This is a genomic window from Pseudomonas sp. FJ2-5-13, assembly GCF_029201605.1.
Taxonomy (GTDB): domain Bacteria; phylum Pseudomonadota; class Gammaproteobacteria; order Pseudomonadales; family Pseudomonadaceae; genus Aquipseudomonas; species Aquipseudomonas lactis.
On the sequence record NZ_CP104045.1, the window covers coordinates 3,364,046 to 3,382,845 of the forward strand.

At 62.4% G+C, this 18,800-nt stretch carries 15 protein-coding genes; 8 read left to right on the forward strand and 7 right to left on the reverse strand.

The window, feature by feature from the left end; all coding sequences use genetic code 11:
• The first annotated feature begins 54 nt into the window (after positions 1–54).
• The 6 genes from N2A98_RS14645 (at position 55) to N2A98_RS14670 (ending at position 6,928) form a co-directional block, all read left to right on the forward strand.
• Positions 55–666: a cysteine dioxygenase gene (locus N2A98_RS14645; protein WP_044270771.1), complete on the forward strand. Its 612-nt coding sequence runs from the start codon at positions 55–57 to the stop codon at positions 664–666.
• Complete coding sequence (locus N2A98_RS14650) at positions 663–2,246, forward strand: rhodanese-related sulfurtransferase (protein WP_275622198.1); 1,584 nt, start codon at positions 663–665, stop codon at positions 2,244–2,246. Before N2A98_RS14645 ends, N2A98_RS14650 begins: the two co-directional genes overlap by 4 nt.
• An 82-nt stretch (positions 2,247–2,328) precedes the next feature.
• On the forward strand, positions 2,329–3,303 hold the full coding sequence (locus tag N2A98_RS14655; protein ID WP_275622199.1) for an ABC transporter substrate-binding protein: 975 nt from the start codon (positions 2,329–2,331) through the stop codon (positions 3,301–3,303).
• Positions 3,304–3,313: 10 nt separating this feature from the next.
• A complete protein-coding gene (locus tag N2A98_RS14660) occupies positions 3,314–4,654 on the forward strand; it encodes an LLM class flavin-dependent oxidoreductase (protein ID WP_275622200.1) in 1,341 nt (446 codons plus the stop codon).
• A 160-nt stretch (positions 4,655–4,814) separates the two neighbouring features.
• A complete protein-coding gene (locus tag N2A98_RS14665) occupies positions 4,815–5,984 on the forward strand; it encodes an acyl-CoA dehydrogenase family protein (RefSeq protein WP_047711078.1) in 1,170 nt (389 codons plus the stop codon).
• A complete protein-coding gene (locus N2A98_RS14670; RefSeq protein ID WP_044270765.1) occupies positions 5,981–6,928 on the forward strand; it encodes a D-isomer specific 2-hydroxyacid dehydrogenase family protein in 948 nt (315 codons plus the stop codon). The genes N2A98_RS14665 and N2A98_RS14670 overlap by 4 nt, the downstream gene beginning before the upstream one ends.
• An 869-nt stretch (positions 6,929–7,797) precedes the next feature.
• On the opposite strand, the gene N2A98_RS14675 is transcribed toward N2A98_RS14670, so the two are convergent.
• The 5 genes from N2A98_RS14675 to N2A98_RS14695 all read right to left on the reverse strand — a co-directional run bounded on the left by N2A98_RS14675 (position 7,798) and on the right by N2A98_RS14695 (position 14,302).
• Entirely contained in the window at positions 7,798–8,553 is a 756-nt protein-coding gene (locus tag N2A98_RS14675; RefSeq protein WP_047711080.1) for an energy transducer TonB, read from the reverse strand.
• Positions 8,550–8,996, reverse strand: coding sequence for a protein TolR (tolR, locus tag N2A98_RS14680; RefSeq protein ID WP_275622201.1), 447 nt, complete (start codon positions 8,994–8,996; stop codon positions 8,550–8,552). Before tolR ends, N2A98_RS14675 begins: the two co-directional genes overlap by 4 nt.
• Before the next feature lie 15 nt (positions 8,997–9,011).
• Positions 9,012–9,704, reverse strand: a complete 693-nt coding sequence (tolQ, locus tag N2A98_RS14685; protein ID WP_047711082.1) for a protein TolQ — start codon at positions 9,702–9,704, stop codon at positions 9,012–9,014.
• Between the two features lie 47 nt (positions 9,705–9,751).
• On the reverse strand, positions 9,752–11,617 hold the full coding sequence (locus N2A98_RS14690; RefSeq protein ID WP_275622202.1) for a phytase: 1,866 nt from the start codon (positions 11,615–11,617) through the stop codon (positions 9,752–9,754).
• 171 nt (positions 11,618–11,788) lie between these two features.
• Positions 11,789–14,302: a TonB-dependent receptor gene (locus N2A98_RS14695; protein ID WP_275622203.1), complete on the reverse strand. Its 2,514-nt coding sequence runs from the start codon at positions 14,300–14,302 to the stop codon at positions 11,789–11,791.
• Between the two features lie 854 nt (positions 14,303–15,156).
• On the opposite strand from N2A98_RS14695, the gene N2A98_RS14700 reads away from it, so the two are divergent.
• The gene (locus N2A98_RS14700) at positions 15,157–16,071 is read left to right on the forward strand and encodes a GGDEF domain-containing protein (protein WP_044269586.1); all 915 of its coding nucleotides are present in this window, start codon (positions 15,157–15,159) and stop codon (positions 16,069–16,071) included.
• Position 16,072: 1 nt separating this feature from the next.
• The gene (locus N2A98_RS14705; protein ID WP_069557765.1) at positions 16,073–17,110 is read left to right on the forward strand and encodes an AraC family transcriptional regulator; all 1,038 of its coding nucleotides are present in this window, start codon (positions 16,073–16,075) and stop codon (positions 17,108–17,110) included.
• Here the strand turns inward: N2A98_RS14705 and N2A98_RS14710 are convergent.
• Together N2A98_RS14710 and ycaC are read right to left on the reverse strand one after the other, a co-directional pair.
• A complete protein-coding gene (locus N2A98_RS14710) occupies positions 17,097–17,978 on the reverse strand; it encodes a LysR family transcriptional regulator (RefSeq protein ID WP_078803279.1) in 882 nt (293 codons plus the stop codon). The genes N2A98_RS14705 and N2A98_RS14710 overlap by 14 nt on opposite strands.
• Before the next feature lie 196 nt (positions 17,979–18,174).
• Complete coding sequence (gene ycaC, locus N2A98_RS14715) at positions 18,175–18,792, reverse strand: isochorismate family cysteine hydrolase YcaC (protein ID WP_003191905.1); 618 nt, start codon at positions 18,790–18,792, stop codon at positions 18,175–18,177.
• Between the last annotated feature and the right edge of the window lie 8 nt (positions 18,793–18,800).

Consider the following 18,800-nt stretch of genomic DNA (forward strand, 5'->3'; position numbering starts at 1 on the left):
AAAAATAAACATTATGCTTAGATAAAGGAACACCAACAGCCCGATGGAATGGTCATGACCCAGGCCCGACACCCCGAGAGACTCAGAGCCTTCATAGGCGCCCTGGCGGAATTGATCGACGGCAACCCGCGTGAAGGCGACCTGCTGCACCGTGGCGGCAAGCTGCTGGCGCAACTGGTCAGCCACGATGATTGGCTGCCCGACGAATTCGCCCAGCCCGACCCCGAGCGCTACCAGCAATTTTTGCTGCATGCCGATTCGCGCCAGCGCTTCAGCGTGGTCAGCTTTGTGTGGGGGCCGGGGCAACGCACGCCGATTCATGACCACAGGGTGTGGGGACTGATCGGCATGTTGCGCGGGGCGGAGTTTTCCCAGGGGTTTGCCCGGGCGTCGGGCGGCAGCCTGGTAGCGCAAGGCGAACCCGTGCAATTGCTGCCCGGCCAGGTCGAGGCGGTGTCGCCCAAGGTCGGCGATATCCATCAGGTCAGCAATGCCCACGACGACCAGGTGTCCATCAGCATCCACGTATACGGCGCCAATATCGGCGCGGTGCGCCGGGCGGTGTATCAACCCGACGGCAGCGAAAAACTGTTTATCTCCGGTTATTCCAACGCCTATCTCCCGAACATCTGGGACCTGTCCAAAGAAAAGAGCCCTGCCCTATGACCACCCTATCGACCCGCAGCTTTGCGCAGCTTCGCCAGGCCCTGTTGGCACGCGAAGAAGTCGCCCTGATCGACGTGCGTGAGGAAGCCCCTTTTGCCGAGGCCCACCCGCTGTTCGCCGCGAATATCCCCTTGTCCAAGCTGGAACTGGAGGTGTACGCGCGCATTCCACGCCGCGATACCCAGGTCACCCTGTACGACAACGGCGAAGGGCTGGCCCACCGCGCCGCCGAACGCCTGGTTGCACTGGGCTACACCCAGGTCAGCCTGCTGGAGGGTGGGCTGGACGGTTGGCGCCGGGCCGGTGGCGAGCTGTTTATCGACGTCAATGTACCGAGCAAGGCGTTTGGCGAACTGGTGGAGAGCCAGCGCCACACGCCGTCCCTGGCCGCCGAAGAGGTCCAGGCCTTGCTCGACAGCCAGGCCGATGTGGTGGTGCTCGATGCACGGCGTTTCGACGAATACCAGACCATGAGCATCCCCACGGGCATCAGCGTGCCGGGGGCCGAGTTGGTGTTGCGCGCCCGTGAGCTGGCGCCCGATCCGGCCACGCGCATCATCGTCAATTGCGCCGGGCGCACTCGCAGCATTATCGGCACCCAGTCGTTGATCAATGCCGGCCTCCCCAACCCGGTGGCGGCCCTGCGCAACGGCACCATCGGTTGGACCTTGGCCGGGCAGACCCTCGCCCATGGGCAGGCGCGCCGCTTTGCGCCGACCTCGGAAAACCATCGCCAGCTCGCCGCCCAAGAGGCCCGTGGTGTTGCCGACAAAGCCTCGGTAAAACGTGCCACCCTCAATGATCTGCAGCGCTGGCAACAGGACGCGACACGCACCACTTACCTGTTCGATGTGCGCACCGTAGAAGAATTCGAAGCCGGCCACCTGCCGGGCGCCCGCGCCACCCCGGGCGGGCAACTGGTGCAGGAAACCGACCACGTTGCCAGTGTGCGCGGTGCGCGCCTGGTACTGGTGGATGACGACGGCGTGCGCGCCAATATGTCCGCGTCATGGCTGGCCCAATTGGGCTGGCAGGTGTACGTATTGGATGACCTGCAAGCGGAGCACTTCAGCGAGCGCGGGGCATGGGTCGCGCCAGTACCGCAACCGCCCCAGGCCGAACTGATCAGCCCCCACACCCTTGCCGACTGGCTCGGCCATGGCGACACCCTGGTGCTGGACTTCACCGCCAGCGCCAACTACGTGAAACGTCATATCCCCGGCGCCTGGTGGGTGCTGCGCGCGCAACTGCCAGAGGCTCTGGCCAAGGTACCGAGCGCCCAGCGCTATGTGTTGACCTGCGGCAGCAGCCAACTGGCGCGCCTGGCGGTGCCGGAAGTCGAGGCGCTCACCGGCAAGCCGGTCTTTTTGCTGCAGGACGGCACGGCCGGCTGGATCCAGGCGCAACTGCCCCTTGAGTCAGGCGAAAGCCACCTGGCGTCCCCGCGTATTGACCGCTACCGCCGCCCTTACGAAGGCACCGACAACCCACGGGAAGCCATGCAGGCTTACCTGGATTGGGAGTTCGGCCTCGTGGAACAACTGGCCCGCGACGGCACCCATGGTTTCTACGTGATCTGATTCACCGCCGCACCGTTTCGCTCAACCGACCCCTTCTCCAGGCGGAGGTACTTTCCTTTACCTAACGCCTGGAGTTTTGCCCATGCTGTACGCCATTCCATTCAAACGCCTATTGCTGGGCGCTGCCCTCGCCTTGGGCCTGCTTTCTACCGTCCAGGCTAGCGACCTGCAACCGCTGCGCGTGGCCAACCAGAAATCCACGATCAAGGCGCTGCTGGAAGCCTCGGGCGAAAGCCAGAACGTGCCCTACGAGATCAAATGGTCGGAATTCCCCTCGGCCTCGCCCCTGGGCGAAGCGCTGAATGCCGGTGCCGTGGATGTCGGCGCCCTGGGCGATGCCCCTTATGTGTTCGCCCTCGGCGCCGGTGCCTCGATCAAGGTGATCAGCATCATCCATGCCGAAGGCCGTAATACCACCGCGCTGCTGGTGCCCAAGGATTCACCGATCAAGACCGCGGCCGATCTCAAGGGCAAGAAAATCGTCACCGGGCGCGGCTCCATCGGGCATTACCTGGCGATCAAGGCCCTGAACGATGCCGGGCTGACCACCCAGGATGTGCAGTTCATCTTCCTGCTGCCCGCCGAATCCCGGCTGGTACTCGACAACGGCACCGCCGATGCCTGGGCGACATGGGACCCTTACACCACCGTGGTCACCTCACAAAGCGATGCTCGTGTGTTGGTCAGCGGCAAGCACCTGCTGAGCAATCACCTGTACTTCGCCGCCACAGGCCAAGCCATTGCCGACAAGCGCGTGCAACTGGACGACTTTGTCGCCCGCATTGATCGCGCCTACGCCTGGGCCAATACCCATCCCGAACAATACGCCGCTGCCCAGGCCAAGATCACTGGCCTGCCACTGGCCGTGCATATCGAAGTGGCCAAGGACACTCATCTGTCGCCCGTCACGATTGACGATACGGTGATCCACGGCCTGCAAGCCACCGCCGACACCTATGTAAAAGAAGGCCTGCTGAGCCAACACATCGACGTCTCCCAGGGCTTCGATTCCAGCTTCAACGCCCAGCGTATCCCCCTCGAACAAGCCTCGCGCTAAGGAGCAGAACATGAGCAAGCCACGTCAATTGAAACTCGGTGCCATGGTGCACGGCGTCGGCCACGGTTGGGGCGAATGGCGCCACCCGCAGGCACAACCCGACGCCAGCACCAATTTCGGCTTCTACAAGCAGCAGACCGCACTGGCCGAAGCCGCCCGGTTCGACTTCGTGTTCATCGCCGACAGCCTGCATATCCACCCCAAGTCCAGCCCCCATTACCTCAACCGCTTTGAGCCGCTGACGATCCTCTCGGCCCTGGCCGCGCTGACAACTCACATCGGCCTGGTCGCCACCGTGACCGTCAGCTACACCGAGCCTTACCAGGTGGCACGCCAGTTCGCTTCGCTGGACCATATCAGCGGCGGCCGCGCTGGCTGGAACGTGGTCACCTCATGGCTGAGTGGCACCGCCGATAACTTCGGCAAGGCCGAGCACCCGCCCCATGCCGTGCGCTACCGCATCGCCAAGGAACACCTGAATGTGGTCAAGGGTCTGTGGGATTCCTGGGAGGACGATGCCTTTGCCTATAACAAACACAGCGGCGAATTCTTCACCCCAGGCAAGTTGCATGCGCTTAACCACAAGGGCGAATTCTTCTCGGTCAAAGGCCCGCTGAACATCGCGCGTTCGCGCCAGGGCCAACCGGCGATTTTCCAGGCGGGCACTTCGGAGGATGGGCGTAACTTTGCCGCTGAAAACGCCGATGCGATTTTCGTGCATGTGGACACTATCGACGAGGGCAAGGCCTACAGCGCCGACTTGAAACGCCGCGCCAAGCGCTTTGGCCGCGCCCCGGACAGCCTGTCGATTTTGCCTGGCATTCGCCCGATTGTCGGGCGTGATGCGGCCGAAGTGGAAAGCCGCTACCAGCAAGCCGTGGCGCTGGTCACGGTGGAAGACGCCATCGTCGCCCTCGGCCGGCCGTTCAACGACCATGATTTCAGCCAGTACCCGCTGAATGCGCCCTTCCCCGAACTGGGCGACCTGGGCGCCAACAGCCAGAAAGGTGGCTCCGAGCGTATCAAGCAACTGGCCCGTGACGAAGGCCTGACCCTGCGCGAAGTGGCCCTGCGTTTCTCGCGGCCCCAGCGCGACTTTGTCGGCACCCCGGAACAGGTCGCGGACGCGATCCAGACCTGGTTCGAGCGCGGCGCCAGCGATGGTTTCATCATCAATTCGGTGCTGCCGGATGGCTTGCAGTATTTCACTGAGCTGGTGGTGCCGGTGCTTCAACAGCGGGGGTTGTTCCGTACCGAGTACAGCGGCCATACGTTGCGCGACAACCTCGGCCTGGAGGTGCCAGCGAACCGCTACAGCGTGATTGAAGCCACCGAACAAGCCCTGGCCTGAAGGCCCTCCCCTGTAGGAGCGAGCTTGCTCGCGAAAAATGCCAACGATAACGCGTACTTCCTGAATACACGCGACGCCTTTGAGTTTTTCGCGAGCAAGCTCGCTCCTACAGGTGTTCAGGGCTTGCCGCCCTGCCACACTTTTGACCGAGTACAGACTTATGACTCAACCGTCTCTCAAGGCTGTGGAAGCCGTCGATTTCGACGCCCTGCTTGACCACCTCAGCGCCGAGCTGGCCAGTACCGCGCACCTCTATGACGAAAGCGGCGCCTTCCCCCACGCCAATTTCAAACTTCTACACCAACACCACCTCATCGCCCTGACCGTGCCGAAGAAACTTGGCGGCGGTGGCGCCAGCCTGGTCCAGGCGCGCAAGGTCATCAGCGCCATCGCCAAGGGCGAACCGTCCACGGCATTGATCCTGGTGATGCAGTACCTGCAACACGCACGCCTGCAAGACAGCCAGAGTTGGCCCGCACACCTGCGCGTGCAGGTCGCGCAAGAGGCGGTGCAAAACGGCGCGCTGATCAATGCCCTGCGTGTCGAACCCGACCTGGGCACCCCGGCCCGTGGCGGTTTGCCGGCCACCACCGCGGTGCGCACCGCCGACGGCTGGCGTATCAGTGGGCGCAAGCTCTACTCCACCGGCAGCCATGGCCTGAGCTGGTTCAGCGTGTGGGCGCGCAGCGACGACGCCGACCCGCTGGTAGGCGCCTGGCTGGTGCCCAAGGCCAGCCCCGGCGTCAGCATCATCGACACCTGGGATCACTTGGGCATGCGCGCCACCTGTAGCCATGAGGTGGTGCTCGACAACGTTCTGGTGCCCCAGGACCATGCGGTCAGTGTCAGCCCCTGGAGCGCCCCGCAAGCGGAGCTGGATGGCGAAGGTTTCCTGTGGATGTCGGTGTTGCTGTCGTCGGTGTACGACGCCGTGGCTCAGGCGGCACGGGACTGGCTGGTGCACTGGCTGGACGAGCGCAAGCCGTCAAATCTCGGCGCTGCATTGTCCACCCTGCCGCGTTTTCAGGAGACCGTCGGCCATATCGACACGTTGCTGTTTGCCAACCGCAGCCTGCTCGACACTGCCGCCGCGGGCCACACGCCAACGGCCAATGCCGCACAGGTGAAGTACCTGGTGACCGGCAATGCAATCCGTGCGGTCGAGCTGGCCATCGAAGCCTCGGGCAACCCTGGCCTGTCACGCCATAGCCCACTGCAACGGCATTACCGCGATGTGCTGTGCAGCCGCGTCCACACTCCGCAAAATGACGCCGTACTGCAAGGCGTCGGCAAAGCGGTGTTCAACCAGCGCCAACAGGAACGCACATGAGCCAGGTGATTATTGCCAGCCAACTGGACGAAGACTTCAACCAGGTGATCCGTGAGCGTCTTGCGCCACTGCACCCCCACGCCCAGGTAATCGGCGTGCCGGTCGGTGTGCCCAGTGACTTGCCGCCCCACGCCAATATCCTGCTGCTGCGCCCGATCAATGTGCGTGGCTACATCGCCCCCGACACCCCGCCACCGGGCTGGCCCTACGGCGCACAGTGGGTGCACCTGGTGTCGTCGGGTATCGACTTCTATCCTCGGTGGCTGTTCAACGGCCCACCCGTGACCACTTCCCGCGGCAGCGCCGCCGATAACCTGGCCGAGTTCGCCCTGGCGGCGATCTTTGCCGCGTCCAAGCATTTGCCGGATATCTGGGTAAAGGATGCCCAATGGCAGTTCACCGCGCTGCGCCCGCTCAAAGGCACCACACTGGGCCTTTTGGGCTTTGGCGCGATTGGCGCAAGCCTGGCGCAAAAGGCCCTGGCACTGGGGCTCAAGGTCGTGGCGCTGCGTCAAAGCACAACGCCGTTCGGCCTCGATGGCGTGGAAGCGGCCAACAACATCCACGACCTGTTTGCCCGCGCCGATCACCTGGTGGTGGCGGCCCCCCTGACGGAAGCAACGCGGCATATCATCGATCGTAAGGTACTGGCCAGCGCCAAGCCGGGGCTGCACCTGATCAATATCGCCCGCGGTGGCCTGCTTGATCAGCAAGCGCTGTTGCACGCGCTGGATAACGGCCAGATCGGCCTGGCGTCCCTCGACGTCACCGAGCCAGAGCCCCTGCCCGAAGGGCACCCGCTGTACAGCCATCCGAGGGTACGGCTGTCGCCGCATACTTCGGCTATTTCGACCCGCAGCAAGGAGGAAGTTGCAGACACATTCCTGGCTAATCTGGAACGGTATGTGGCGGGCCTTGAGTTAAGTAACCTAGCGAATGCTTGAGGGCTTGCTCGCGAAGGCGGTGTGTCAGTCACTGAATTTTCAACTGAACCACCGCTTTCGCAGGCAAGCCAGCTCCCACATTGGTTATGTATTGCCCACAAAATCAGCGCCCGGCACCAATCCCCTGTGGGAGCGGGCTTGCTCGCGAAGGCGGTGTGTCAGTCACTGAATCTTCAACTGAACCACCGCTTTCGCAGACAAGCCAGCTCCCACATTGGTTATGTATTGCCCACAGAATCAGCGCCTGGCACAGATCTCCTGTGGGAACGGGCTTGCTCGCGAAGGCGGTGTGTCAGTCACTGCATCTTTAACTGAACCACCGCTTTCGCAGGCAAGCCAGCTCCCACATTAATCATGTATTGCCCACAAAATCAGCGCCTGGCACCAATCCCCTGTGGGAGCGGGCTTGCTCGCGAAGGCGGTGTGTCAGTCACTGAATCTTCAACTGAACCACCGCTTTCGCAGGCAAGCCAGCTCCCACATTGGCTATGTATTGCCCACAGAATCAGCGCCTGGCACAGATCTCCTGTGGGAGCGGGCTTGCTCGCGAAGGCGGTGTGTCAGCCACTGCATCTTTAACTGAACCACCGCTTTCGCAGGCAAGCCAGCTCCCACATTAATCATGTATTGCCCACAAAATCAGCGCCTGGCACCAATCCCCTGTGGGAGCGGGCTTGCTCGCGAAGGCGGTGTGTCAGTCACTGAATCTTCAACTGAACCACCGCTTTCGCAGGCAAGCCAGCTCCCACATTAATCATGTATTGCCCACAAAATCAGCGCCCGGCGCAGATCCCCTGTGGGAGCGAGCTTGCTCGCGAAGGCGGTGTGTCAGTCACTGCATCTTTAACTGAACCACCGCCAGGAGAAACTCATTTGATGCGGTAGTGGAAGGTATTGCGCACCGCCGGTACGGCAACAGCCTTGCCATCAACGATTCTCGGCTGGTAGCGAAAAGTATTGGCCGCGGCCAATGACGGCCGAATGAACAACGGATGGCAGCCGTCCAGCACCTTGGGGTTTTCCACGTGCCCCTGGGTGTTGACGGTGTACTCCACTGAACAGTCGCCTTCGATGTTCTTGTCCAGGGCGCGTTCGGGGTAGTCCGGGGCGGCCTTGCTCAAGGGCTGGTACTGGCGGCTGTCGAATGCTGGGGTAGGCGCAGGCACGGCGGCTCGGGCTTTTTCCGCAGCGGCACGCGCCTGGCTCAGGCGTTGCTGTTCCAACTCACGATTGCGCTGCTCGGTCGCCATGCGCTGCTGTTGTTGCTCGAGTTTCTTTTCTTCCACCCGCTTGCGCGCCAGGGCGGCTTTCTCGAGCTTTTGCGCCTGGACCTGCGGATCGACCACCGGTTTGGTCGGTACCGGAATCGCAACAGGTTCTGGCAGCGCGGCAGCGACGGGTTCAGGCGTCGGCGCCGGTGCCGGCGCTGGTAAAACCACCAACTGCGTGTGCATCACCCGTGGCGCATCCACCCCTGGTCGCTCCGTTGACCAGCCCAGCATCAACGCCACTGCCACCGCACCATGCAGCGCCACGGCCAGACTCGCTGCCAGGCTTTTGCGCCAGAAACCATCGCCGTTGGGCGCCAAGGCCAGTGCCGGACTGCGCATGCTCATCGCTGTCATTGTGGGGCCTCGGTGACGAGCCCAAGGTTGCTGACACCGCCCTTCTGCAGTACCGCCATGGCCGCCACCACACGGCCGTAACCGGCAGTGTCGTCAGCACGGATATACACCTGGGTATCGCTGCGCGCCGCCACCACCTGCATGACCTTGACGCTCATTTCTTCCAGCGTCACCGCACTGTCGGTCTGCTGGCGGGTATTCAGCTCGCCCCCCAGGTTCCAGTAGTAGCCACCGTCGGCCTTCACCGATAACGTCAGGATCTGCTGGCGCGTATCGGTGGCCAGCGCCTCGGCGGCGACCTTGGGCAGTTCGATCTTCACACCCTGGGTGAGCATGGGCGCGGTGACCATGAAGATCACCAGCAGCACCAGCATCACGTCGATGTAGGGCACCACATTCATCTCGGCCTTGGGCCCGTGCTTGCGTTGCGGCCTGGTCAACATCGCTTTGCTCCTTATTCAGGCGGCCACGGCCAGATTGTTCGAGGTACCGCATAGCGTGCGGTGCAGGTGCACTTGCAGCTCATTGCCAAAAGCGTAGTAGCGCGTGAGCAAGGTCTGGCTGCGTGCCGCGAAACGGTTATAGGCGATCACTGCCGGAATCGCCGCAAACAGGCCAATGGCGGTGGCAATCAAGGCTTCGGCAATACCCGGTGCCACGGTCGACAGCGTGGCCTGTTGTACCTGGGACAAGCCGAGGAATGAATTCATGATGCCCCACACAGTCCCGAACAGACCGATATAGGGGCTGACCGACCCCACCGTCGCCAGAAATTGCAGGCCCTTTTCCAGCTCCAGTTCCTGCTCGGTGATCGCTACCTGCAAGGCGCGCTCCACACCCTCGATCACGGCCGGATCGTGGTGGTGCAGATGCTGGTATTCCTGCATGCCGGCAATAAAGATCGGCGCCACACCGCCCTCGCCTGCCTGCACGGTTTCGCGATACAAGGGCTGCAGGTCCGACGCCACGCGAAAGCGCGCCAGGAAGCCGTTGAGCTGCCGCTCCAGGCCACGCAGCACACCGCTGCGCTGAATGATCAGGTACCAGCTGAGCAAGGACGCCAACAGCAAAGTGACCATCACGGCCTTGACCAACAGGCTGGCGTCGCTGATCAAACTCCAGATCGTCATATGTTCCATCGTCGCGTGCATGGTGAAGCTCCTATTCGATTAAAAACGGATGACTGCGTGATGACAGCTCAAGGTAATTTCAACGCGCGGCTCACCTCGGCCCAGGGCACGAACTTGAAGTTCTGGGCTTGCTCGGGCATGCGCTTGCGCCCGTCCTGCACCACCAGCATGCCCTGGCTCCAGGGCCCGCCGAGGTTGACGGCAGTGACCTCCAGGCCATCGGTTTCCGAGGCGCCATCAATGCCGGCGGCCGCATTGAGGCCAACGCGCAAGGCGCCGCGCACAGCGAATGGTGGCTCGGCGTCCAGCACCAGGTAGCTGTCATTGCCTTGGCTGGAGACCAACAGGTAATCCCGTGCGGGGCTTTGATACAGCGCCAGGCCTTCGACGTCCGCATGCAGTTGCGCGCCGACCTTGATCACCGAAGTGAGCGTGGCCGGTTGCTCGGCACGGGCATCCAGCGCCCACACGCCGACATCTTCCTCACCGATGAACAAGCGTTGGCGCTGGTCATCGGCCACACAGCCCTCGGGTTGGCTATCGACCTTGAACTGGCGAACCAACTCGCCCTGCACACGGCCAGCCGGTGCACTCAGGCGGTATTGCAAGAAGGTGCCGTCCTTGTCATTGGCAAACGCGTAAAGCTCGCCGCTGGCGGGCTGAAACAGGCAGATGCCATAGATGTCCTTGAGTGGCGTGGGAACCTCACCGGCTTCACGCAGCTCGCCGCTCTGACGGTCGATGCTGAAGAGGCTCAGGCTGTTGCGGTCGCGGTTACTCGCCACGGCCAGGTCGACGGTGTGCGTACCCAGTTTGAAGCCTGGGCGTAGGTCGACATTGTTCAGACGCCCCACTGCCAGCTCCTGCAGCAACTTGCCGTCGAGATCGTAGGCCAGCAGGCCCTGTTTCTTGTTGGTCCCCAGCACACGACTCTTGGCCGGCGTTTCAGGGTGAATCCAGATGGCCGGGTCATCCGCCGCGTCGCCTTGGCGACCCACGGGTTCGGTCTGGCGCAGTGCGGCGACTTGCGCCAGCACCGGGGCAACCGGCGCCGGCGTGGCCTGCCAGTCGAGGCGGGCCTGATACAGCTGGCCGCTGTCGTCGTCCCGCACCAGCACCTGCCGGCCCTGGATCACCAGTTGCTCCGGTTCTTTGAGCCCCGGCAAGGCCAGGCTGGATTGCCCCACCCAACGCTCCCCGACTTGCTGGAACAGCTGCAACTGCGCGGTTTTCGGGTCCAGCGCGAGCATCCCCCCCGGCACCAGCGCCATGGCGCCTGCTTCGCGCGCGGGGTCGTCGAACAGCGCCATGGGCGTGCGCTTCACCTCCGCTTCCGGGTGCGCCGGGTAGGCCCACCAGCCGACGTTTTGCTCGTTCACCACCAATCGTTCGGCCGCATCATCCACTTGGCAGTACTGCGCCGATGGCGGCAGTGGCAGGCTGCGAACACGCTGCGCCTGGGCCAGCAGGGTCGAACCATTGCCCACCAGCCACTGCTCGCCCTTGCCCTCTTCACCGACCAGGAACACAAACAGGTTGGCCGCCGCATCGCGATAGAGGCACAGGCTATTTACCGCAAAGTCGCGGGTCGGCAGGTACAGCGGCGCCCCCCAGGTTTTGCCGGCGCCATCCAGACCGATCAGCAAGGCCTGCTGGCGGTCGTTGTCGAGGCTGGCGATCAGCGATTGAGTGCCGGCAGCGCGGGTGTCGAGGCTACTGAAACGGCCCTTGAACCGGGCCAGTTCGGCGCCTTTAGCGTCGAGCAACAACAGGCCGTCGCGGGCGCTGGCGGCCACGCGCTGGGTGCCGCCGGGCAGGAAGGCCACGGCTTGGGCATTCAGGCTGGGTGCCCAAGGGGTCAACGCCAGCTCGGTCGCGAACGCATTGCCGCTGGTTATCAACGCAACCAGCAGGCACAGCTTGGAAATTCTCATGAACAGACAATCCTTCGAAAACAATAGAGATCCCGTTTGGGACGGCTTGCCCTGATGCCCTGTAGGAGCGAGCTTGCTCGCGAAAAACGCACAGGCGCCGCGTTCATTCAGGCGACCCGCGTTATCGCTGAGGTTTTTCGCGAGCAAGCTCGCTCCTACAGGGGGTTGGGGTTAGAAATGGGTGAAGGTCAGGCCCAGCTTGTAGGTGGGGCCGTACTCTTCGTACTGGCCGTTGTAGCTACGGTGGCCGGTGTAGACGAAGTACGACTCGTCGGTGAGGTTCTGTGCCTCGAAGCTGACCTGCAGGTTTTTGGTCAGTGAGTAGCGCGCGCTGAAATCGACGAAGGTTTGCGCGTCGACGTGCAGGTCATGGGCCTTGTCATTGATCGACGCCAACTCGTACAAATAGGCCGATTTGTAATTGGCCGACAGGCGCAGGCTGAGTGTGTCGTCCTCCCAACCGAGCATCAGGTTGCCGACCGTGTCTGACTGGTTGGGCAGGCTGATGTTGCGCTTGCGATTGCGCCCGCTGGCGCTGTCGAAGCCCTCGATGTCCGCGCTGGAACGGCTGAAGGTGCTGTTGGCGCCGATCATCAAGCCGTTCCATGGCGCAGGCAGCCAGTCGAACTTCTGTGAATAGGCCAACTCCAGGCCATAGAGTTTGGCGCTGTCACCGTTGGCAAAGGTGTGCGCCTCGGCGAAGTTGGCCCAGGCACCGGTACCGGCCACGTCGGTGTTGTAGACGAAGTTCTGGATGTCTTTGTAGAACACGAAGGCCGAGACGGTACCGGCGCGGCCCATGAAATGCTCAATGCCCAGGTCCAGGTTGCTCGATTCCAGCGGCTTGAGGTCCGGGTTGCCGAAGGTGGCTTCGTCATCGTCGATCACAAAACCTGGGGCCAGTTGGCCAAAGGTCGGACGCACCACCGATTTGGTCCAGGCGGCGCGCACTTGGGTGTTCTTGTCAATCTGGTAGCGCGCATGCAAGCTCGGCAGCCAATGGTGATAACGGCGTTTGGTCTCGGTGGCGCTGAACTGGCCGTCCGTGGCGCCGGTGCCCTTGGCTTCGAACTCAGTACCCTCGTAACGCATGCCGGCGATGAAGCGCCAGTCGTCAATATCGACGGTGTTCATCAGGTAGCCGGCGTTGATGTCTTCGCGGATCGTGAAGTCGTTGACCCTGGATTCGGTCGGGTCATAGAAGTCATCGCGATTGAGGCCACCGATCAACTGGCGGATATTGCCTGCGCTGATGCCTGGGCCAAAGCGGCCGAGACGGTAGTCGACGTTGCCCTTCTGGAACTGCGTAAGGTTGAGTTGTTCGTCGCTCAAGCCCTGTTCATCCAGGTCCTTGTAGACCCAGGCCTCCAGGTCATTGTCCTTGTGGCGCCGGCTGACCTTGCCGCCGAACTTGAACTGGGATGCGTAACCGCGCAGGTCATAGTCGCGGGCCAGGTCCAGGCGCAGGTTCTTCTCGGTGTCCTGGGTGTGCTGTTTTTCCCAGTCGACTTTGTCGAGGCTGAAATTGGCGGGGTCGTAAAAACCACTGCCAACGATCGGGCGCGGCATGGACTTGTCGTAGAAGCCGCTGTCGGCAAAGTCACCGCCATCGAAAGTCGCACCGGCAATATGCCCCGGGCTGTCTTCGCTGGAACGGCTGTACCCGGCCTGGCCGCTCAGGGTCCACAGGCCGAGCATACGTTCACCGCCCAATACGTAGGACTGGATTTGCTGGGTTTCCTCGCGGTTCTTGAGCTTGCGTTTGCCCTCGGCTTCGCCCAATTCGCCGGGCGCTTGCGGGTCAGCGAACTCTAGGCTGGCGGCGTTGCGGGTTTCGGTGTCTTTGTAGCGACTGTAGAGCGTGCGCAGGTAGTAGCTGCTCACGTCATCGGGCTTGTAATCGAAGTTAAGGCCGCCACCGGCGCGTTCACGACTGATGTCATAGTCGCGCTGCTCGAATTCGTTGAGCCGGGCGCCGTTAGTGAAGTCCCAGGCGCCGCCAGTTTCGACATTGTCCGAGCCAAAATCACGCTTCTGCCAACTGAGCGCCGCCGCCACGCCAAAGTTGTCGATACCGTCGCCGAGGCTGAACCGGTTACTGGCGGCGCCGGAGAATTTCGGGCTGGTCTGGTGCGTGTTCTTGTCGTAGCTGGCCTCAGTGCTGCCGGTGTAGAACAGGCCCTTGTGATCGAACGCCGACAGGCTCTTCACATCAACAGTGCCGCCCAGGGAGTTGGCGTCCATGTCCGGTGTGAGCGTCTTGATCACCGACAACGACTGCACCAGCTCCGAAGGCAGAACATCCAGGGCCACGGCACGGCGCTCGCTCTCGGGCGAGGGCACCAGGGTGCCGTTGATGGTCACGCTGTTGAGATCCGGGCCCAGGCCGCGCACGCTCACAAAGCGCCCCTCGCCCTGGTCACGCTCAACACTGATGCCCGGCAAGCGCTGCACCGCCTCGGCAACGTTCTCATCCGGCAACTGCGCGACGCCATCGGCATGCACCACGCTCTTGATGCTATCGGAAGAACGCTGCTCCTTGAGGGCGCTGTCGATCGCAGCGGCTTGGCCGACCACATCGACATGCTCGGTGGTGGCCGCTTCGGCGGCATTGACCCGCTCGCAGGCTATCGCCAGGGCCAAGGCGGTAAGCGTAAAGCTGACGAGCCCGGTGCGCTTGTACATGAAACCCTCCCCAAGAATCCGTTGGCGCCAGGCAAGAGGCCCGGCAACTGGGAGGGCACGCTAGGGGTGGGGCGTGACGGTTCTGTGACAGGGTTGCGGGCAGAGCCCGCCAAAGCGGAGTTTACAAGCGTGTGGAGGGTTCAAATGAGCTGAAATGACCTCGGTCAGAGGTGGGAGCTGGCTTGCCTGCGAAGGCGGTCGACGGTAACTACGATGCGAAGCGAGCCGCTCTTGATCTTGCTCTTGATCTGCTTTTGATCTCAGGCGCCCCGTTAAACCACGCTGGCCGGAATTCGACAGTGATTTGGGGGGTAAACCGGCAGGGATGCCGGTTTAGCCGCCCCGCACCATGGATGGCGCGTGGCGGCGGCCCCCTAAATCACTGACGGATTACGGGCACACCGAGCCTAAGCGAGGTGCCGAGTGGTGGGGCGAGGACCTTTTGGTTACTTTTGGGTCCTTCCAAAAGTGACCCGCTGTCAGAGCGGAACCCTAAGTGGCCGTTACCGCAGCAATGGATATGTACACAATCCAACTGTGCTGACTGCCAGGCCGCCTTCGCGAGCAAGCCCGCTCCCACAGTTGGATGGTGGGGGTCAGGTGGATAGGTGTCGGCTGAGAGGCCGTCATCGCAGGCAAGCCAGCTCCCACAGTTTGATTGCGGGGTGTCAGGTAGATATGGGGCGGCTGAGAGGCCGTCATCGCAGGCAAGCCAGCTCCCACATGGGGTCCGTGTTCAGCTGAAAAATGCACCGAGGGCATGAGCTGATTCGACCCTCCCACCCCGTCATCCAACCGTCACATCCATCTGCTGTGCTGGCGCCCATTACTCATTCGCCCAAGGACCCGTGGCCATGTTTTCCGTGCTCAAACCCCACCGCTGGAAACTCGCGTTGCTACTGATCGCCGCCAACCTCGGACTGCTCCTGCACCTGGCCTGCGGCGAGCTCAAAAGCGTCAGCGAATGGGTGTGGCTGGATATCATCGGCGAAGGCGGTTCGGCGCTGCTCGCGCTGATCTGGCTGGGCCTGGTGTTGAAAAGCCGCCCCGCCGGACGGGTCACCCAATACCTGGCACTGGGGCTGTCGTGCATCTTTTTTTCCTGGTGGATCGACAGCCTCGACGAATTCATCCGCCTGCCTGACAGCATCTCCTGGGATCACTGGCTGGAGTCAGGGCCCATGCCGGTGGGCATGATCCTGCTGACGATCGGTATCTACCACTGGCACCACGAACAACTGGCGATCAGCGCGCAGATGGAAAAACGCGAGCGGTTGTTTCGCGAGCACCGGCTGTTCGACAAGCTCACGCCCCTGGCCGGAGCCGACTACCTCAAGCGCCAACTCGCCGACAGCCTGCGCGACAGCCAAGAGCAGCAACAACCGTTGTCGCTGCTGGCCCTGGACCTGGACAACTTCGCCGCCATCAACCAGGCCTACGGGCATGCCGAGGGTGATGCGGTGCTACAGGCGGTCAGCCATGTGCTGTTGCTCAACCTGCGCCGCCAGGACCTGTTGTGCCGCCTGGCAGGCGATCGTTTTGTGGTGCTGCTGCCCAACACCGGCGAGCGCCAGGCCCAGGGCCTGGCGCTGGAGTTGCAACACGCGGTGCAGAGCCTGGCCCACAAGACCCGGCAACAGGGCGAACGCTTGCAACTGGCGGCCACCACAGCGGTGGTGATGGCCTTGCAAGAGTCACCCCTTGAGCTGCTCAAGCGCCTGAACCTGGGCCTGGCCCGGGCCAAGCAGCCCCTTGCGAAAAGCGCCTGAAATGGCCGTGAAAACCCGTTGGTATGAAAACGACAGCCGCTTCATCCCCGGTCATTATCAACCCGCCACGTTGATCGACCTGGGCTTGTCCCGGGACATCGACAGCCATCGCCTGCTGCGCGGCACCGGCCTGTTCCACGAAGACATCCTGGCCGGCAACGCGCGGTTGAGCCCGCAGCAGTTCCTGGGATTGATCGGCAACAGCCGCAAACTACTGGACGCCGATGACAGCAGTTTCCTGTTTGGCCAGCGCCTGCTGCCCGGCTACTACGGCGCCGCCAGTCATGCGCTGGGGCATGCACAGAACCTGCATCAGGCGCTGGAGATCCTGATCCAGCAACAAGTACTGCTCAGCCCGCTGGCCACGCTGCAACTGGAGCTGGATGAGCATCACGCTTACCTGTATTGGTTGGACAGTTGCGGCGCTGGCGAACACTGGCGCTTTCTGCTGGAAGCCAGCATGACTTCGCTGGTCGCCATGAGCCACTGGCTCAGCGGCCAGCGCTTGCCGTGGGTGTGCAGTTTCAGCCATGCCGAACCCCGGTACGTCGAGCAATACTGGGTGCATCTGGGCGAACACACGCGCTTCGAACGCCCGCTGGACATGATGTGCCTCCCCCGTGAATACCTCACCCACAACTGGCCCGGTGCTTCGGCCACCGCGGGCCAGGTTGCGCGCCAGCAAGCGCTTGAACAAATCGAACAACTGGGCTTTGCCACAAGCTTTCTGGACTGCCTCTACGGCTACCTGCGCGAACACGTGCGCCAGCCACCGAGCCTGGAACAGGCCGCGCACACCTTCGCCATGAGCCCGGCCACGCTAAAGCGCAAGTTGCAACGGCACGACACGGGATTTCAGCAACAGGTCGACCGGGTGCGCAAGCACGTGGCGTTGCACCTGTACCAGGCCAAGGGCTTGAGTAACGAGGAAGTGGCGGCGTACCTGAACTTCAACGATGCGGCGAATTTTCGGCGCTCGTTCAAGCGGTGGACGGGCAGCACGCCCAACCTGATCCGCCAACTGTTCAGCAGCCGCTAGCCAGGCGTTCGCGCAGGAACTCCACCAGCGCTTGCACCGGGCGTGAACTCTGGCGGTGCTGCGGGTACACCGCCGACAGGGTCAAGGCCTCAGGGGCAAAGTCTTCCAATACCTTGACCAAACGACCGTCCTTCAAGGCCTCGCTGACAATGAACGTTGGTAGATAGGTAACGCCCAAACCGGCAATCGCGGTATCGCGCAGCAGGTCACCGTTATTGACGCGCATGCGCCCGCTGACGCTCAAGGCTTGCAACTTGCCTTTGAAACGCCATTGCACCTGGCGGCCGTGGCCGTAAGGCAGGCAGTCGTGCGCCGTTAAGTCCTCGGGTTTCAATGGCGTACCCCGCAGCGCCAGGTAGTCGGGGCTGGCGCAATACACCCGTTCGATAGCCGCAATCCGCCGGGCGATCAGGGTGGAATCTTCCAGGGTGCCGATGCGCAGCACCAGGTCATAGCCCTCGCCGATCAAGTCCACCGGGCGGTCGCTCAGGTCGACTTCAACGCAGACCTGCGGATGCTGGCGCAGGAACAACGGCAACAGGCAACCCAGGTGCGCCATGGCGAACGACAAGGGCGCACTGAGGCGAATGGTGCCGCGCGGCTCGCTGTTCTGGCCGGCGATGCCCTGCTCCACTTGCTCCACCTCACCGAGCAGGCGCAAGGCCGACTCGTAGTAACTCTGGCCCAGCGGCGTGACGTCCAGGCGCCGAGTGGAGCGGTTGAGCAGGCGCACGCCCAGGCGGTCTTCCAGTTGGATCAGGCGGCGGCTGACGAATTGCTTGGACAAGCCCAATTGCTCGGCGGCGGCGGTAAAACTGCCGGATTCCATGACCTGGCAGAACAGGCGCATGTCTTCGAAAGGGTTCATTGTCGCTTCTCAGGGGACGATGGGCTGTTTTATAGCCTGTCAGTGGTCACACCACAAACCAAATGTGAACCCAATCAAATGTGGGAGCTGGCTTGCCTGCGATAGCGGTGTATCAGCCAGCAATGCTGTTGACTGGTATACCGCCATCGCAGGCAAGCCAGCTCCCACAGGGTCTTGCGGTGTTTTACAGAGCAGGTTACTTGGCAGCGAACGCCGAGTAGCTGTTCATCAGGTTGCGGTAGTTGGGAATGCGCGGCGAGAGCAGGTTGGCCAGGCCTTCCATGTCGTTGCGCCAGTCCACTTGCAGCTCGCAGGCCACCGAGAACCAGTTGACCAGTTGTGCACCGGCGGCGGTCATGCGTGCCCAGGCGGCTTGTTGCACGGTTTCGTTGAAGGTGCCAGAAGCGTCGGTGACCACGAAAACCTCAAAGCCTTCGTCAAGGGCACACAGGGTCGGGAACGCCACGCACACGTCGGTCACCACACCAGCAATGATGATCTGCTTGCGGCCGGTGGCCTTGACGGCCTTGACGAAATCTTCGTTGTCCCACGCGTTGATCTGGCCAGGGCGCGGGATGTACGGCGCGTCGGGGAACAGTTCTTTGAGCTCAGGCACCAGCGGGCCGTTGGGGCCGCTTTCAAAGCTGGTGGTCAGGATGGTCGGCAGGTTGAAGAACTTCGCCACGTCGGCCAGGGCCAGCACGTTGTTCTTGAACTCGTTGGGGGAGAAATCCTGCACCAGGGAGATCAGGCCGGTCTGGTGATCAACCAACAGCACAACAGCATCGTCTTTGTTCAAGCGCTTGTAAGTCATGGGTAACT